Source organism: Mucilaginibacter sp. UR6-1, from assembly GCF_020880975.1.
Classification (GTDB): domain Bacteria; phylum Bacteroidota; class Bacteroidia; order Sphingobacteriales; family Sphingobacteriaceae; genus Mucilaginibacter.
In genome coordinates this window covers 115,146-132,237 of record NZ_JAJIWP010000001.1, presented here as the reverse complement: position 1 = coordinate 132,237, position 17,092 = coordinate 115,146, and the positions used below count along the sequence as shown (strand labels likewise).

Genomic DNA, 17,092 nt, shown 5'->3' with positions numbered 1-17,092 from the left:
GCATTTGTAAAAAATGTGCATTACTTTTACTTACGTAAAACACTACCTATGCATACTATAACTGTTGACCTGCTTAAACACAACGAAAACCTGCAAAATGTGCCTGATGAGCAGTTGCAGTGGCTTATAGATCAAAGCCATGTTGAAGAATTTGAGCCCGGCGACCGTTTGTTTGAGGCTGGTTCGCCTTTAAATTTTACGCTTATTATTTTACAGGGCAGTTTCCGTGTTTGCATGGTGCAGGGTGGCAGCATACGCGAGGTTGCTATGCTTTCCGAAGGATCAATTACCGGTTACCTACCCTACTCGCGAGGTAAAAAAGTAATAGGGTACGGTGAGTGCGTAAAAAAGATGACTGCGTTGATGTGCCCGGCTGAAAAAATGCAGGAAGCCATTAAATTACATTACGAACTTACTGAAGCGCTGGTACACATCATGACCAACCGGGTGCGTGATTTTACAGCATTGCAACAGCAAAACGAAAAGATGATGGCCCTGGGCAAGCTCTCGGCAGGCTTGGCGCATGAGCTCAATAACCCCGCGGCGGCCATTGTACGCAATACATCGGCATTAAAGGATCAGCTTAAACAACACCCGCATATTTTTAAGGAAATAGCCGCCATTAAATTAAAAATGAGCGAAGTTGACCCTATCAACGTGTTTATACAGGAGATTATTAACCGGCCGGATAAACCGGTGCTGAGCATGCTCGAAAAATCAGCCAAAGAGGATGAGATAATGGACTGGCTTGAAGACCATGAGGTGAACAGCTACGAAATGGCCGAAACTTTGGTTGATGTTGGCTTTACCGTTGCCGACCTCGACAAGTTAAGGGACCAGGTAGCAGTTGATTGTGTATCGCCCGTATTGGTTTGGATAAATAATACCCTGATGACCGACAAACTGGTTACCGATATTGAGGAAGCATCGCGCCGTATCAGCGAGCTGGTAACCTCGGTAAAAAACTTTACCCACATGGACATGGCGGCAGACAAGCAACCAGTGGATATAAAAGAAGGCATCATCAGTACTTTAAAAATGATGATCTATAAGATCAAAAAGAATAACATACATCTTGAAAAAAGCTTTGCCGATGACCTGCCTAAAATAAACGCGCGGCCCGGCGATCTGAACCAGGTTTGGACCAACCTGATAGATAATGCCCTTGATGCCATGGAGAGCAATAACGGCAACGTACTCAAGATAAGCACCCGCAGAGACGGTGCATTTTTGCAGGTAAAAATTACCGATAGCGGCCCGGGTATTCCGGAGGAGATACGCAGCCGCATATTCGATCCTTTTTTTACAACTAAAGCTATGGGCAAAGGCACGGGCATGGGGCTTGATGTGGTTAACCGCATTATTCAGCAGCACAATGGTACGGTAAAGGTTAAATCAAAACCCGGCGAAACGGAGTTTGAGGTTTGCCTGCCTTTAAACCAGGAATAACATTTTTTTATAAATCACCAATCTACCAGCACTATAACCATCAATGGATCAGCCAATAATATTTTTAATTGACGACGACCCGCAGGTATTGCGGGCCATAAACCGCGACCTGCGTAACAAATACCGTCAGGACTACCGCATACTAAGCACATCATCAGCCAATGAGGCATTAAGCAGCCTGCTTGAATTAAAAAACAAAGGTGAGGTTGTTGCCGCCTTTATATCAGATCAACGCATGCCCGAAATGCAGGGTGTTGATTTTTTAACCAAGGCTATGGTTTTCTTTCCTGAAGCTAAACGGGTACTGCTAACTGCTTACTCTGATACTGATGCCGCCATAAAGGCCATCAACGATGTAAAGCTGGATTACTACCTCACCAAACCATGGGACCCGCCTGAAGAAAAGCTGTACCCTATAATTGATGATCTGCTGGATGACTGGCAGGGCGGCTATCGCCCTGATTTTAAAGGCATAAAGGTTTTAGGCTACCAGTTTTCGCCGCAAAGCCACGAGGTAAAGGAGTTTTTGGCCGGCAACCTGGTACCTTACCAATGGATTGATATGGCCGATGAGGAGGGCACCCGCCTGTGCAGCGTAAACAACCTGCAACCCAAGGATTTCCCGGTGCTGATATTTGAGGATGGCGAGGTGATTAAAAAACCAAGCATAATTGATGTAGCCTCAAAAATTGGCCTTAACCCGAGGGTAAGCAATAATGTTTATGATGTTGCCATTGTTGGCGCCGGCCCGGCCGGACTGGCCGCTTCTGTTTACGGTGCATCCGAGGGGTTAAAAACCTTACTTATTGAACGCCATGCACCAGGCGGACAGGCTGGTACCAGCTCACGTATCGAAAACTACCTGGGCTTTCCGAGCGGGTTGAGCGGCTCAGACCTTACCCGCCGTGCCGTTACACAGGCAACCCGCTTTGGTACCGAATTTTTATCGCCCCAAACCGTTAAGGAGATACGCGTAAAGGATGGTTACAAGGCCATTATACTGAATGATGAAACCGAGATAAATGCCAAGGCCATAATTATTACCACCGGCGTTGATTACCGCAAGCTTGACACCAAGGGTATAAACAGCTTTACCGGCGCGGGCATTTACTATGGCGCGGCCAATACCGAGGCCCTCTCCTGCCGCGATAAGCAGGTGTATATAGTAGGCGGCGGCAACTCGGCCGGGCAGGCGGCCATGTACCTGTCAAAATTCGCTAAACAGGTGTGCATCATCATCCGCAGGGAAGATTTGTCGTCAACCATGTCGGCCTACCTTATTGAGCAGATCAACGGTGTACCCAACATATGCCTGAAGGCCTGCAGCGAAATAACCGAGGCTAAAGGTGACGATAAGCTGCGCGAGCTTACCATTACCCACCTGCAAACCGGTGAAAGCGAAGTTGTTGATGCCGACGCGCTATATATATTTATAGGTGCCAAACCCTATACCGAATGGTTGGGTACCAATATTATTAAGGATAACAAAGGCTTTGTTGAAACCGGCCGCGAGCTAAACCGTTACGATGGTTTTGGCAAGATATGGAAAATGACCCGCGACCCTTACATGCTTGAAACCAGCACACCGGGTATTTTTGCCGCGGGCGATGTACGTGCCGGGGCCATGAACCGCGTGGCATCCGCCGTGGGCGAAGGCTCAATGGCCATCAGTTTTGTACATAAATACCTGGCCGAAGTTTAACTTTAACAGCATTAACATATGGAACAACCAACCTGTGCGCACATAGGCGCCATTACCGAGGTTACCATTGGTGATAATTACGTTTGCGAGGAGTGTATTAAAAACGATGGCACCTGGGTACACCTGCGCACCTGCCAAACCTGCGGCGTTACATTATGCTGTGATGCATCGCCCCGCAAACACATGACCAAGCATTACCACCGTTCGCAGCACCCGGTAATAGCCTCGGCCGAGCCGGGCGAGCGCTGGCTGTGGTGCTACCCGGATGAGGTTTTCACAGAATACTAAACTGTTAGATTTGCAAGGGCTACGTGCATAGCGCTCATTATATTTTGTACTGATGCTGCCCGCCAATATTTATGCCGCCATTAAACATATTGATTACCCAAAAGGCACTAATTACGTGAAGCGGAACAAATTACCTGTGGTTGAGGGTGCCGTTGCAGGTACTGTTTATTTTATGGGTTTATTACAGCGCCATAGCCTGATGTATCTATTTTTAAAAACAAACGTATAAAAACCTATATTCATAAATAAAGCACCCTACTTTGGCAATGAGACCCATCTATATACCTGCATACATTAAACAATATCTTACAAAAGATCATTCGGCTGCAAACTTTGAGCGCATTCGTGCTGCTTACAAAAAGCTCTCAAAAGATGCTGAACCACTGATCTCGGTTGTTATGCCGGCCTATAATGAGGAAGAGAACATTGTACAAACCCTTGCATCTTTATGCAGCAACATAACCCAATGGCCTGTTGAAATTGTGGTGGTGAACAACAACTCAAAAGATGCTACCGAGCAACTGATAAAACATTGTGGCGTAAATTACGTACTGGAAACTACCCAGGGTATTACACCTGCCCGTAATTGCGGTTTGGCCCAGGCGCGCGGCAAGTATATACTTAACGCTGATGCTGATACCATTTATCCTAAAGACTGGATAGAAGAAATGATAAAGCCGCTGGTAAACAGTAATAATGTGGCCATTACCTACGGTATATTTTCATTTATCCCTATTGGCAGCACGGGGCGCTTTACCTATTATTTTTACGAATGGTTTGCCGAGCTTACCCGTTTTTACAACAGCAAGTTTAAAAGCGAGGCTGTAAATGTTTACGGATTTAACTCCGGCTTTCGTAAAGAGCAGGGCCTGCAGGTTGACGGTTTTAACCACCCGCCGGGCACTAATGAGGATGGTTACCTTGCCTTAAAGCTTACAGGTAAAGGCTTTGGCAAAATGCACCGTGTATCAAGCTCAAACGCTATTGTTTGGACCACTGACCGCCGCATACAAATTGACGGCGGCCTGTGGAAAGGTACCTGGAAACGCCTTAAACGCGTTTTAAACATCAAATAACTTTACATCTTATTGAAAAGCATCCGGGTAATCGGCCTTTAGCTGCCCCCTCACCTGTTCAAGCTTGCTTTCCAGTTCGGCAATGGTGGCGTTCGGGTCGGCGGCCGTGTTTTTTTCAAGCTCGCGAATAGGATCTTTCAATACCTCAACCCCCATATTGCCTACGGTTGATTTAAGCTTGTGTGCCAATGATGACACCGTTTGCCAATCCTGCGCGGCGGCAACATCCTTCATTTTGCTCATATCCTGCGCAGTTATATCACAAAACATCTTGATCATTTTGTTATTAAAGGCCTGGTTGCCTTTGCTTATACTGTCAATTATCGACAAATCGTATAGCTTAATACTGGTATCCATAGGTTGCGGGGTATTTATAACAGGGGTAATTTCTTCAATAACACAATTTGTTGGCGATGGTGTATCTTCGCGCTCTACAATGGCCGGTTCTTGATCGGCCTGGGGTATAACACCATTTTCAGCGGTATCAACTGTACTGCTGCGGTCCTTGCTTTTGCCTATCGCTTCAACTATCTTTTCGTATAAATATTCTTCAGAGTATGGCTTGGTAACACAATCGTTCATGCCGGCGTCAATATAATATTTGCTGTCGCCTTTAAGGGCGTTGGCAGTAAGGGCAATTATAGGCACGTTACTGTACAAGGCATTATCCAAATGCCTGATGTGGCGTGTGGCGGTAAGGCCATCCATCTCCGGCATTTGTATATCCATCAAAATAAGGTCGTAATAAGTATTCGCGGCTTTTTGAAGCGCCTTTACACCATCCTCGGCCACATCAACCACACAGCCCCAGCTTTCAAGCAACGTTTTCACCAAAAACAGGTTCAGTTCCACATCCTCTGCCACCAATATCTGTTTGCCTTTCAACCTGTCAGGATCAAGTTGATTATTATCGCTGCCGTTGTAGCGCTGCGCGTAAGCCATTCCCTTTTTAAGCGTAACGCTGAATACAAATTCAGTACCTGCGTTAATTTTGCTGTTTACTTTAAGGTGCCCGCCCTGTAGCTCAACAAGGCTTTTAACAATGGCCAGCCCCATGCCTGTGCCGCTTTGCTGCCTTGCCAGGTTAGTTGAAGGCCGCATAAACGGATCAAATATATATTGCAGGTGCTCGTCGCTAATACCAATACCGGTATCAGCAACCGAAAATTCAAGCAGCACCTTATCATTTGCATTATACAACAGCGCTGTTGATACCGTTACGCTACCGGTTTTGGTAAATTTAATGGCATTACTAAGCAGGTTTGACAGTATTTGCGCGAAGCGCGATTCGTCGCCTAATACAATAAACTCTTCCGGCAAACGGTTTTTGAGTACCAGATCGATGTTTTTTTGCCTGGCCTTGAGCTGAAAAAGCTGAAGTGTACGTACAAGCTTATTGCTGATATTGAAGGCACGGCTTTCTAACTCAAGATTGTTAGATGTTATTTTTTCAAGATCGAGCAGATCATTTACAATGGCCAGCAAATTATCTGCCGACTCGGCGATCAGCTTGGTATAGCCCTGCTGCTGCTCGGTAAGTTGCGTTTTGGCCAATAATTTATTTACCCCGAGTATACCATTCATTGGTGTACGTATCTCGTGGCTTACGTTGGCTAAAAATATTTCTTTGGCCTTGGCGGCATGTTCGGTGGTTACCTTAGCATCGCGCAATTGTTTTTCAATGTTTATCCGATCCGTTATATCATGCGAAAAACCGATGATATATGGATCATTACTACCGGCACCGGCCACATAGCTCTGGTAAAACATATATACCACATCCTTACCGTTACGATGCACCGTTTTAAATATCCCCCTGGCATGGCCATCAGCCTTTAGTTTCTCCAGGTACATTCTGGATAGCCTTCGCTCATCATATTTAGGCAATAGCGCACTGATGGCCTTACCGGTAACTTCTGCCCCGGTATAGCCCAATGTGTCGGTTATAGCAGGGTTAACCGATAATACATGACCCTGTAAATTATGGGTATATATAAGTGCCGGGCTCAGGTTATATTGTTCGCGGTATTTGTGTTCGCTTATCTGCAACTGGTCTTCAGCACGTTTACGGTCGGTAATATCAATGCTGTAACCCACCACAAACTTAACCTGCCTGTTGTGGTCAAGCACTGGGTACATGTGCCTCAATTTATACAACTCTTCTCCGTGCCTGTTTACAATGGTTTCTTCCCATGTTTTAAGCTTGCGGGTTTGCATAACTTCATTAAAATGCGCGCGTCGTTCACGTGCAAGGCTTTCGGGCCTGTTGGTAAGCCAGCAAAAATCCTCATCCTTCAGGCCTATCATCCGTTCGCGCAGGGCTGTATCACGTATAGCGGCCTGGTTTATGAATATATACCGGTGTTCGGTATCAAAAACCACCACCTCGGCAGGCACTTCGTTAAGTACATCAAAATAAAAATCAAGCTTGCCTTTAAGCGCCGTATCTGCAAGGTTGCTCGTGGCCTCGGTACCGGTTATGGCATTACCGGCAAAAAGGTACTGATCGGTTGATTTTAAATATTCAAGCTGGCCATGTATATGTATTCCCTTATTGTTTATGGGCACCAGCGTTATGGCACGCCCAATAAGCACCGAAAGGTAATTACTGCTTAAAGCATCATCTTTATCGGCTATACGAAAAGTGTGGGCAAAGCTATCATGCACTTGCAGGCTTATCATATTGCTGAGCGCAGCACCGTAACCATCTACTTCAAGTTCAGGATTGCTTATCAATATGTAATAAGGAAACAACCGGCCAAGTTGCTCAGCATTAAAAAAAAAGTGCGATACATTCATTAACCAACAAAATAGCGTTAAGCGAAGTTACTATTTAAGTTATCACAATAAAACCAGCGGTGTTAATTCCGTATAAAATAGTAAACAATAATTTATTATAATACGGCACCAACCTATATACTGTGTTTTACGTAATAATGTTACATATAAAATAAATGTAAGTTTAATTGGCAGATATCTAAACGTTGGATATTTTTATAAAAAATCATAAACAAGCGATAGCCTATGGCATTTACTGATACTAATAAAATTAAAATACTTGTTGTTGAGGATGATCCGTATATGCAGATCATTCTGAATGAGTTTTTGAGCGCTACTTACGAGGTTGAAATAAGCGATAATGGTATGCACGCGCTTGCCTTTTTGCAAAACGGTAACATACCCGACCTGATATTATCCGACTATAATACTCCCGAGATAACGGGCCTGCAGTTAATTGAGCAGGTTAAAGCGAGCGATTTCTTTAAATCGATACCCATCATCATCCTCTCAGGCGAAGAAAGTTCAGAAAAACGTATTAAGTGCCTTGACAGCGGTGCCGATGATTTTGTTGTAAAACCTTTTAACCCTGCCGAGCTTGCCGCACGTATAAGGGTTGTATTAAGGCGTGTAGAAAGACCGCTATAAGTAAGATTGTAACAAGGTATTTATTTATGTCAGACATTAACACACCAGGCAACACAGGTATAATTGCACTTGTTAACTGCAACAACCATACTACTGATTTTTTTAAAGGCTTGAACCTGCCGGTAAAAGATGTGGTATGTTATGATGATAACGACGCGTTGATCGATGCCCTGGAAAAAGGCACTAATATTACGGCCGTAATTTCGCAAAGCGAAATACTGGCACCGGGCGGTGTACAATTAATTGAAGCCATTAAAAAAACAAGGAAAGATGCCCCTCCTTTCTTTTTAGTGGTTAACCACCTTAGCGCCAACCTGCGTAAACTGGCCCTTGAATCAGGCGTGGTTGATGTATTCTGGCAGCCCCTTGTTGGTGAAAATATTGAATCGCGTGTTAACTTTACGCTTTCGCAATGGAGCAAGCTTAAAACCAACCTGGTTAAAAAGGCCCCTGCCCCTAAAAAAACACCGCTGGGCAAGCGTATTTTTGATATACTTTTTGCCGGTGGCGTACTGCTGGTGCTATCGCCATTCTTTTTGATTATTTACCTGGCTATCAAGCTTGAGTCGCGCGGGCCTGCGTTTTATTATTCGCTGCGCGTAGGTACGGGTTATAACGTATTCAAGTTTTATAAGTTCAGGTCGATGTATGTTAATGCCGACCAGCGCATTAAGGATCTTAAACACCTTAACCAATACACTATTGACGCGCAAAGCAAACAGGAAAAATCGGCAAGCGATAATACTAACTTTTTATGTGCCGAATGTACCGCTTACGGCAGGTGCCAGTTTCCGCTGCATGCCGATAAGGTAACATGGTGCGAAAAACAATACATCAGCTCAAAACGCGAGGCCGGTGATTCAGCCTTCTTTAAGATCAAGAACGACCCGCGTATTACCAAAATAGGCAACTTTATACGCAATACCAGTATTGACGAACTGCCGCAATTGTGGAATGTTATAAGAGGCGACATGAGCATTGTAGGCAACCGCCCGCTGCCATTGTACGAAGCTGAAAAATTAACTACCGACAAATACGCTCTGCGTTTTGCAGCCCCTGCCGGCATTACCGGCCTGTGGCAGGTTGAAAAACGCGGCAAAGCCGAAATGAGTGAAGAAGAACGCCTGATGCTCGACAACTATTACGCCGAAAACCACAGCTTTTGGAACGATGCCCGAGTGATATTAAAAACCATCCCGGCGCTGTTGCAAAAAGAGCAGGTGTAACACCCCTTCTAAATCCTCCCTTGTGGGGAGGACTTTAAAAAAATGCGACCATCATAAGTTATAATCATTGTCATTTCGAACGAGGTACGAGGAGAAATCTGCCGCTATTTAAATACGTGCAGATGTTTTTTAATGAAGCAACTTATAAATAACTTTATCTCTATGAAGTTGATTGAATAGTTTGCGAACCCCTCCCTGCCCTCCCCAAGGAGGGAATTAATATTACGCTTCATACAATATTACAAGCCAATCATAACCTACAATTCGGCCTCTTAATTTCGGATACCAGGTGGATGCACTACCTTAAATATAAAATTAAAAAGCCGGCGATTTATTCGCTGTTATTTTGTTTTTAGTTGAGCTCGTGAGATCGCTAACGCTAAGTTTTGTTTCTTTTGATCGCTCAAAAGAAATTTAGGACAGGTAATGAAACTATCCTTTTATCTTATACTCTCACCCAATCATTCACCTCAAAATCAAACCGCTTAATTACCTTAGCCGGGTTGCCTACAGCTACTGAGTATGGTGGAATATCTTTGGTGACCACAGCTCCGGCGGCTATTACACTGTGTTTGCCGATGGTTACACCTGATGTAATTACGGAGTTAGCCGCTATCCAGCAATCATCCTCAACCACTATGGGTGCTACCAGTATTTTTTGGGCATGTATGGGTTGGCTAACATCACGATATTCGTGATTAAGGCCGCTGGCTACTATGTTTTGAGCAAAAATAACGTTGTTACCTATTGTTACAGGGCCAATTATAACATTGCCCATACCGATCAGTGAATTATCGCCTATCAGCACATCACCCACACCATTGTTAACGGTACAAAAATCCTCAATGGTTGAGTTAGCGCCAAGCTGAAACCGGTTGAATGGCAACACATCCATACGGGTACGGCTACGCACCTTTGAGCCCTTGCCCCTTTTATGGATGAATGGATTTACAAACCACTTTACCCAAAGCCGCGGCCGGGCTTCACCTGTCGGGATCAGCATCCAGTGTATTAGCTTTTTTAGCTTAGGGTTATGTTTTATTTTATCTTTTAAGGACATGTTTTTAAGTGATTAGTGGTTAGAGATTAGTTAGTTAGCAAATGGTGAATAGTTAGTAGTTAGTATTTCTCGGTTGATTTACTTTTTTACCAATTACTAATCACCAACCACTAATCTCCAATCATTGCCTCTTCGCTTTCTCCCAAATGGCGCTTTGCTTACCTGCCGAATACCTGAATATCCCCCGTATTACGGCATAGTTCATCATACAAAAATAGTAGGGGATGAAAAATATTTTCACCTTGATCTCACGGGCCTCAAGTATCCAGCCTAATAGCGACATGCCGTAAAAACCAACCTGCGCTATCAGCATCAAAAGGTATATACCATGAATGCCGTTGGCTACAATAGCTATATTTAAAACCAATGCCAATATCATTAAAAATGGCACCACCGTCCACCGCAATACACGGTGACTGATGTACTGAAAGCTTAACACAAAATTACGAAACGGGTTTAACAACGACTTTAGCCTTAATATGGATTGTATGCCCCCCGCCGCTATCCTGATCTTGCGTTTTAGCTCCTCACCCACGTTTTGCGATGCGGTTTCGGTAGCGTAAGCATCCGGCTCGTAAATCACCCGGTAACCATCAATGGTAACCAGCAGCGAGATCATAAAATCATCCAGAATGGTATCGGGCTGTACCGGCGCGTACAGTTCGCGGCGAATGCTGAATAGCTCGCCTGCCGCTCCAACAACTGAATACAGTTCAGAATCCCAGGTTTTTAGCTTTGATTCATATTTCCAGTAAAAGCCTTCTCCTGCCGTAGCGTCAGCGGTTTCATCAATATGCACCCGCTTTTCACCTGCTACCGCGCCTACTTTTTTGTCGGCATAATGGCGGCATATATTTACAATGGCATCCTTATTTAAAAAGGTATTGGCATCGGTAAATACCACTACATCGGTAGTTACCTCCGTCATGGCGCGGTGTACGGCGGCTATTTTACCGCTGCGCCCATCCCTGTGCATCAGCTTTACTTGTGAAAATGTTGAAACAATGGCAGCCGTATCATCTGTAGACCCATCAGTAACAAAAATAAATTGCAGTTTGCCTTCGGGATAATTCAGTTCAAGGCTGTTCTGTATCTTCTCGGCAATAAAACGTTCTTCGTTATAAGCAGCCACTACCAGGGTACAGGTAGGCAGGTTAACCGCGCCGGGCAATACAGGCCTGCCTTTTATGGCACGCTTTATCTTGATGAGTATAAACAGTACTATACCATAGCCCACAAAGGCGTAAAAAACAATAAAAAGGCTCAGCCAAAAAGCAATTATCATTATACTATTTTAAAGGGTAACCTAAATAAGCGCTGTTTTTACTTTGGGTGATGTTCCACCAAATGGCCTTAAACAGCCATTTTATAAATTCGGTATTGCCGGTTTTAACATACCTGATGATGTTACGCGGCGTTACCACCAACAAAAAAAACACATAAAACACCAGGCGTGCTGTAAACGGCGCGTTACGGCGAATAAACAGGATGCGGTTACGGTTCATAAAATACTCCTTTAACGCGCTTACCCGCCCTACCGAAACCGACTCTTTATGATAAATAAGCGCCGCGGTATTCAGCCATATCTCGTAACCGGCGCGTTTTATACGGTCGCACCAGTCCAACTCCTCGTAATACAAAAAAAAGTGGTCGGCCATTAGGCCGGCCTTATCAATACATTCTCGGCGAAGCATCATGGCGGCACCATGAGCATAGCCGGTTGGGCCTGTTAAATCATCATACTGCCCCTTATCAACCTCAAACTGCCCTATTGAATTGTTACGTGCGGTGTAATAGTTCATCGCGGTAAAGCCCATATACTGCAAGGTATCAGGCTGGTCAAAGTAGCGTATCTTAGGTGATACCATACCTACCCCGGCATTATCATTCAGCGTTTTAACCAATGTTTCAACAAGGCCCGGGGTAAACTCGGTATCATTGTTCACCAAAAACAAATAATCACCGTTTGCGGCGGCAATACCAATATTATTACCTCCGGCAAAACCTAAATTTTTGTCAGAACGTATAAAGCGTACGTCGGGATACTTAACCGTCCAGTCGGGTATGCTGTTTACCGCGCTGCCATTGTCAACAACTATTACCTCAATAGCGGGATAATTATTGGTTGATTTAATAGAAGCAAGCAGGGCCTCAGTAACCAAACTTTGATTATAATTGACTGTTATTATAGATACGCGTTTCATTCAAATTATAACCTTTGTACGGTTTTACAAGTAATGTGTTGTTGAAATTATCAATTTAAATTGAGCGACAAAACTAATAATATAAATGAAGGCCCCGGCAACACGGGCGACGAGCAGGCCATCAACCAAAAACTGGATGAACTGATAGCTCTGCTCGCCGAAACTAATATTGATAGTGACAAAGCGCGTAACATACAGCAGCGGCTTAACCATGCTATTGAAAACTCGGCACAGGAGAGCGAAGGCATTGAGGCGCTGCGGCAGATAGATACTGACAACGCCTCGCGGGATGACCTACTGGATGAATTCAGCATCCTGCTGTCATCGCACCAGTTTGACAGCGAAGCCTCAAAAAAATACATACGGGCAGAAAAGGGAGCCAACATTGTATTAATGATCATCAGCCTGGTACTCATCACCCTTGGCCTGGCCATGATAGTGATGCCCGCCCCGCCTGACTTTGAGATATACACCATTTTTTTCTTTAACCCGAATGATGGTATTACGGTGATGGATCTTATATCATCATTAATTGTACTTTCGGGCATATATTTGTTCATCAAATCGTTGTTTAAATCTCCTGTCAACCCCAAGCAATAATGCCGGCTAAAGAAAATAAGATATTACTGGTTGACGATAACCTGCTTTTTTTGAACATCATGGTTCAGGCGTTCAAAAAAACGGGATGGGAATGCTACACAGCTTATTCTGCAGCGCAGGCTATTGAAAAGTTACGGTTAAACGTGCCCGATATCATCCTGTCTGACTATGAGATGCCCGGCATGAACGGTATTGAATTCAGGCAAAGCCTGATGAAGCTGGATGGCCTTAAAGATATACCCTTTGTGTTCCTGACATCGCTTAGCGATAAGGAAACCATTGAACAGGGGCTTGACCTGCAGGCCATTGACTTTATAATTAAGGATACGCCTATCAACGTTATCATATCCAAGCTTAACAATATACTGCTTACGGTAAACAAGCAGCGCGAGCTTTCAACACTCGAAGTTCAAAACGCGGCCAAGGCGCTCAATATAAAATCGATACCGCAAAAAACGCCGCAAATAAACGGAATCAGCGTGGATTTCTGGCATCATGCCTACCATGATGTTCCGGGTGGCGATTTTATTGATTTTATACAGGTTAACCAGCGCTTTACCTTTATAGTACTTGGCGATATTATGGGTAAAAAATGGATGGCCTGGTATTTTACTTTCGGGTATCTTAGTTATGTACGCTCGGCTGTGCGTTTTGCCACGCTGAGCAATGAGTTTTCGCCGGCCAACATACTGCAAAAAGTAAACAGCATTATTTGCCTTGACGATGTGCTGCAGGATATACTCTCCAGCCTGTCGCTAATATTGATAGATACTGAAACAGGCATTGTTAATTATGCGGGGGCGGGTGATTTGCCACTGCTGCATTACAAAGCCCATGATGCGATACTTGAACAGGTAAGCACCGATGGTTTGCTGCTTGGCATGTTTGCCGATGTAGCTTATACCGAACAAAAAATAGTTTTAAACAAAAACGACCAACTTTTTATTTTTACTGATGGGATGATAGATATGGCCCATGAAGCCGGTGTTAAAACCGATTATGAAGGTTTTAAACAAAAACTTGCCGGATTACTTGCCCAAGGCATCAATTTTGACGAAATTAAGAAACGACTATTTAACCTGAGCCCTGACATTGTAGTTGATGACCAGAGCATTATAAATATTATAAAAACATGATGATCAGCATTGAAACTGATACCGAAGGCTACATAGCCTTAAAAACAACAATAAACGAAGCCAACCTTAATAATTCTGAAAAATTTAAGGCCGAACTTATTGCCATACTTGATCAGTACCATAAAAAAACCATACTTGATATGAGCAGCATAGGGTATATGGATAGTTCATTTCTGGGGGCGCTGGTATCATCATTAAAGCACGCTATCGCCATTAAAACCGATATATTGCTTACCGGTTTAAGGCCTGATATTCATAACCTGTTCACCCTCATCAGGCTTGATAAAGTATTTAAAATATACAAAAACCTAAACGAAGCCACCGCAGGATAACATGCGTATAAGAACCACACATAAAGAGTTTATTTTTTTAAACGACAAGTCGGTATTAACGCCATCACTTAAACAAGTGCTGGCTTATGTTGAGGAGTGTACCGGGGCATCGTTAATTGAAAACTATGAGGTTTTTTTTAAAGTTAAATCAATAGCCACGGAGTTGCTTACCAACAGCTTTAAGCACTCGCACGCACATACCGTAAACCTGGTGGTTGATATTGACAGCGATAAGCTCATCATTCAAAAATACGATAGCGGCCCGCCTGTAAAGTTTGGCAAACCAGGTTTGTGCAACGGCAAAAAACAAATAAGCTATGATATTATGTGCCGCCTTTTTGCCAATTACCACGATGAGTATAACGTAAGTTTTGCTATTGAAGAATGCACTGATGATGAACTACCGGATATTGAGAACCTCACAGAGCATTTTGGATTGCTCATCATCACCAAATGTGCTGATGATTTTATATACCATTATGATGATGAAAACAAACTGAACCTTTTTACAGCAAAAATAAACCTGCCTGCTAATTAACCCTTTACTTTAAGCAAATGCTCGTCTATATACCTTAATACGGCGGCATCTTTATCCGTATCAAATTTGCGTGCAAAATATTTGCCCGATGTTTTTATCATTTCGGTATCGTGCATGGTAAGTATTTTAGGGCTCACTCCCCCTGCCGACCAATCGATGAGGCGAAGATCATCATTAACCATATTGTTGCGCAACGGCGAATTGTATAATATCGTTTGAAAAACAAATTCATCGGGCGCCCAGGTAAATTTCATAAACCTGCGAAACGCCGGATGGTTATCCCAGTAATTAATAATATACCGTAAACATTCAATACTTATGGTAAACCATTGCGAACGGCCAACCAATACCATATTATCAGGCATTTTACGCGGAGGCAATACCTTGTTCATTAACTGCTGTACTTTGTATTTAAGCGGAAAACGATAGTTATTAAGATGATATTGCTGCACCCTGGGCAATGCTTCCAGCCAATGGGTTTCGGCAACAAGCGCATTCATAAATGCCCTGCCGGGGTTATCATTTAAAAAGGAGTGTAATGTATCCGCAGGCAGTATAGGATAGTCGGCCCCGCTCAGTAAATTAATATAAGCGTATCCTTTACCGCTATTAACAATTTCCTTAAAACCGTTAATAGTAGCCTGCACTATATTAAAAGCCCCCCAGTAAACGGCAACCCTATCAGCAATAAAATATATGTTGGCTAACTTTTTTAACTGCTCAAATGGCCCTATATCCGTTTTCGCATCAATATGTATATAAAAATCAGCATCCGGGTGGGCAAGGCCCGCCACCAGGCGCGCCAGTTGCTCAGGCTTGTTATGAGCAAGTATTAAATGGGCAAGCTTCATGTATAATTTTTACGTAACATAACCATTTTATGATACGTTTCGTACTACTTTAAATTTAATATAGATTTACACATCACTAACTGAACAGATAATGAAAGAAAGGTTTGAGGTTTTAGACATTTTCAGGGGTTTATTCTCAAGCCTGGTTGTTTTATTTCACATGAGCGCTTTTTCGGCCACGCCGGTGATCAACAACAACTTTGTATACAATGCCGATTTGTTTGTTGATTTCTTTTTTGTGCTGAGCGGTTTTGTGATCAGCTATAGCTACCAATATATTGAAAGCGGCGAACAGCTTGGCAGGTTCTTTAAAAAGCGCTTTTTCAGGCTGTACCCTTTACATTTAATAGTGCTGCTACTGTTTGTAGGCATTGAACTATCCAAACACTTTGCAGCGCAGTACGTGCAGGTTAACAAAATTGATAACGCGGCCAATAACACCACTACATTTTTCACTAACCTGTTTTTGCTCAATTCAGTAAAAATGCCGGGAGTTAATGATGTAAGCTGGAACATTGCAAGCTGGTCCATCAGTGCCGAAATGATAGCTTACCTGGTTTTCGGGTTAACCATGCTGTTCATCAACAAAAGCAAGTTGTTTGCCGCCCGCAATGTGGTTTATATACTTATAGTGGTAACAGCCTTTGGCCTGTTGTTTTATCTTACCCAAAGTACCGAGCTTACTTACACCTTTAACTATGGCTTTTTACGCGGCATTGCAGGCTTTTTTACCGGTGTACTTTGCTTTAACGCTTATAATTATTTAAAAACCTGGCTGCGGCCATTACCTAACGCGTTATTCAGTTTTTTAGAGATAGCGGCACTTGCCATAACTTTTGCCTTTGTTTGGCATGGCGATATTTTTAAACAGTATGGTTATGTTTTTGAGCTGCTGTTCTTTGTCACTATCCTCATCTTCGCTTTTGAAAAGGGATGGCTGTCGGCTATGTTAAAAAAGCCCCGCATATTGCACGAAACAGGCAAGCTCTCCTACTCTATTTATATGATACATACACTGATACTGAGCTTATTCAACATAGCCTTTATCAGGGTGTTAAAACTGCCGCCGTCGGCATATGCCTATTTATTTGTACTCAACTACCTTATTATATTCTGGCTATCGCGATGGACTTTTAAGCACATTGAAATGCGCTTTAACCTGAGCACCCGCCGCGAAGGAAAAAGAACATGGTGGTTGTGGTAA

At 43.5% G+C, this 17,092-nt stretch carries 17 protein-coding genes; 12 read left to right on the top strand and 5 right to left on the bottom strand.

Annotated features, from left to right (window positions below):
- Nucleotides 1-48: 48 nt before the first annotated feature.
- The 5 genes from LJ707_RS00645 to LJ707_RS00625 are packed head-to-tail and all read left to right on the top strand — an operon-like array spanning nt 49 to nt 4,515.
- The gene (locus LJ707_RS00645; RefSeq protein ID WP_228948800.1) at nt 49-1,449 is read left to right on the top strand and encodes an ATP-binding protein; all 1,401 of its coding nucleotides are present in this window, start codon (nt 49-51) and stop codon (nt 1,447-1,449) included.
- Nucleotides 1,450-1,492: 43 nt separating this feature from the next.
- Nucleotides 1,493-3,151: a response regulator gene (locus tag LJ707_RS00640; protein ID WP_228948799.1), complete on the top strand. Its 1,659-nt coding sequence runs from the start codon at nt 1,493-1,495 to the stop codon at nt 3,149-3,151.
- Nucleotides 3,152-3,169: 18 nt separating this feature from the next.
- Complete coding sequence (locus tag LJ707_RS00635) at nt 3,170-3,439, top strand: UBP-type zinc finger domain-containing protein (RefSeq protein ID WP_228948798.1); 270 nt, start codon at nt 3,170-3,172, stop codon at nt 3,437-3,439.
- Between the two features lie 52 nt (nt 3,440-3,491).
- Complete coding sequence (locus LJ707_RS00630) at nt 3,492-3,668, top strand: hypothetical protein (protein ID WP_228948797.1); 177 nt, start codon at nt 3,492-3,494, stop codon at nt 3,666-3,668.
- A gap of 37 nt (nt 3,669-3,705) precedes the next feature.
- Nucleotides 3,706-4,515 carry a glycosyltransferase family 2 protein gene (locus LJ707_RS00625; protein ID WP_228948796.1) on the top strand — a complete coding sequence of 270 codons (810 nt, stop codon included), beginning with the start codon at nt 3,706-3,708 and terminating at the stop codon, nt 4,513-4,515.
- 9 nt (nt 4,516-4,524) lie between these two features.
- On the opposite strand, the gene LJ707_RS00620 is transcribed toward LJ707_RS00625, so the two are convergent.
- Nucleotides 4,525-7,314, bottom strand: a complete 2,790-nt coding sequence (locus LJ707_RS00620) for a PAS domain-containing hybrid sensor histidine kinase/response regulator (protein WP_228948795.1) — start codon at nt 7,312-7,314, stop codon at nt 4,525-4,527.
- A 225-nt stretch (nt 7,315-7,539) separates the two neighbouring features.
- Between LJ707_RS00620 and LJ707_RS00615 the strand changes: the two genes are divergently transcribed.
- Both LJ707_RS00615 and LJ707_RS00610 read left to right on the top strand, forming a co-directional pair.
- Nucleotides 7,540-7,941: a response regulator transcription factor gene (locus LJ707_RS00615; protein ID WP_228948794.1), complete on the top strand. Its 402-nt coding sequence runs from the start codon at nt 7,540-7,542 to the stop codon at nt 7,939-7,941.
- 26 nt (nt 7,942-7,967) lie between these two features.
- Nucleotides 7,968-9,167, top strand: coding sequence for a sugar transferase (locus LJ707_RS00610; protein WP_228948793.1), 1,200 nt, complete (start codon nt 7,968-7,970; stop codon nt 9,165-9,167).
- Between the two features lie 445 nt (nt 9,168-9,612).
- Here LJ707_RS00610 and LJ707_RS00605 read toward each other — a convergent pair whose 3' ends face one another.
- The 3 genes from LJ707_RS00605 to LJ707_RS00595 form a co-directional block, all read right to left on the bottom strand.
- Nucleotides 9,613-10,227 (bottom strand): DapH/DapD/GlmU-related protein, encoded by a 615-nt coding sequence (locus tag LJ707_RS00605; RefSeq protein WP_228948792.1) that lies wholly within the window; start codon nt 10,225-10,227, stop codon nt 9,613-9,615.
- Nucleotides 10,228-10,348: 121 nt separating this feature from the next.
- Nucleotides 10,349-11,512 carry a glycosyltransferase family 2 protein gene (locus LJ707_RS00600; RefSeq protein ID WP_228948791.1) on the bottom strand — a complete coding sequence of 388 codons (1,164 nt, stop codon included), beginning with the start codon at nt 11,510-11,512 and terminating at the stop codon, nt 10,349-10,351.
- A 4-nt stretch (nt 11,513-11,516) separates the two neighbouring features.
- Nucleotides 11,517-12,431 carry a glycosyltransferase family 2 protein gene (locus tag LJ707_RS00595; protein WP_228948790.1) on the bottom strand — a complete coding sequence of 305 codons (915 nt, stop codon included), beginning with the start codon at nt 12,429-12,431 and terminating at the stop codon, nt 11,517-11,519.
- A 60-nt stretch (nt 12,432-12,491) separates the two neighbouring features.
- On the opposite strand from LJ707_RS00595, the gene LJ707_RS00590 reads away from it, so the two are divergent.
- The 4 genes from LJ707_RS00590 to LJ707_RS00575 are packed head-to-tail and all read left to right on the top strand — an operon-like array spanning nt 12,492 to nt 15,037.
- Nucleotides 12,492-13,031 (top strand): hypothetical protein, encoded by a 540-nt coding sequence (locus tag LJ707_RS00590; protein ID WP_228948789.1) that lies wholly within the window; start codon nt 12,492-12,494, stop codon nt 13,029-13,031.
- Complete coding sequence (locus LJ707_RS00585; protein WP_228948788.1) at nt 13,031-14,167, top strand: response regulator; 1,137 nt, start codon at nt 13,031-13,033, stop codon at nt 14,165-14,167. Before LJ707_RS00590 ends, LJ707_RS00585 begins: the two co-directional genes overlap by 1 nt.
- Nucleotides 14,164-14,499: an STAS domain-containing protein gene (locus LJ707_RS00580; protein ID WP_228948787.1), complete on the top strand. Its 336-nt coding sequence runs from the start codon at nt 14,164-14,166 to the stop codon at nt 14,497-14,499. The genes LJ707_RS00585 and LJ707_RS00580 overlap by 4 nt, the downstream gene beginning before the upstream one ends.
- Before the next feature lies 1 nt (nt 14,500).
- Nucleotides 14,501-15,037 carry a hypothetical protein gene (locus LJ707_RS00575; RefSeq protein ID WP_228948786.1) on the top strand — a complete coding sequence of 179 codons (537 nt, stop codon included), beginning with the start codon at nt 14,501-14,503 and terminating at the stop codon, nt 15,035-15,037.
- Here LJ707_RS00575 and LJ707_RS00570 read toward each other — a convergent pair.
- Nucleotides 15,034-15,888, bottom strand: coding sequence for a beta-1,6-N-acetylglucosaminyltransferase (locus tag LJ707_RS00570; RefSeq protein WP_228948785.1), 855 nt, complete (start codon nt 15,886-15,888; stop codon nt 15,034-15,036). The two genes, LJ707_RS00575 and LJ707_RS00570, sit on opposite strands and share 4 nt — an antisense overlap.
- Before the next feature lie 91 nt (nt 15,889-15,979).
- Between LJ707_RS00570 and LJ707_RS00565 the strand changes: the two genes are divergently transcribed.
- Nucleotides 15,980-17,092: an acyltransferase gene (locus LJ707_RS00565; protein WP_228948783.1), complete on the top strand. Its 1,113-nt coding sequence runs from the start codon at nt 15,980-15,982 to the stop codon at nt 17,090-17,092.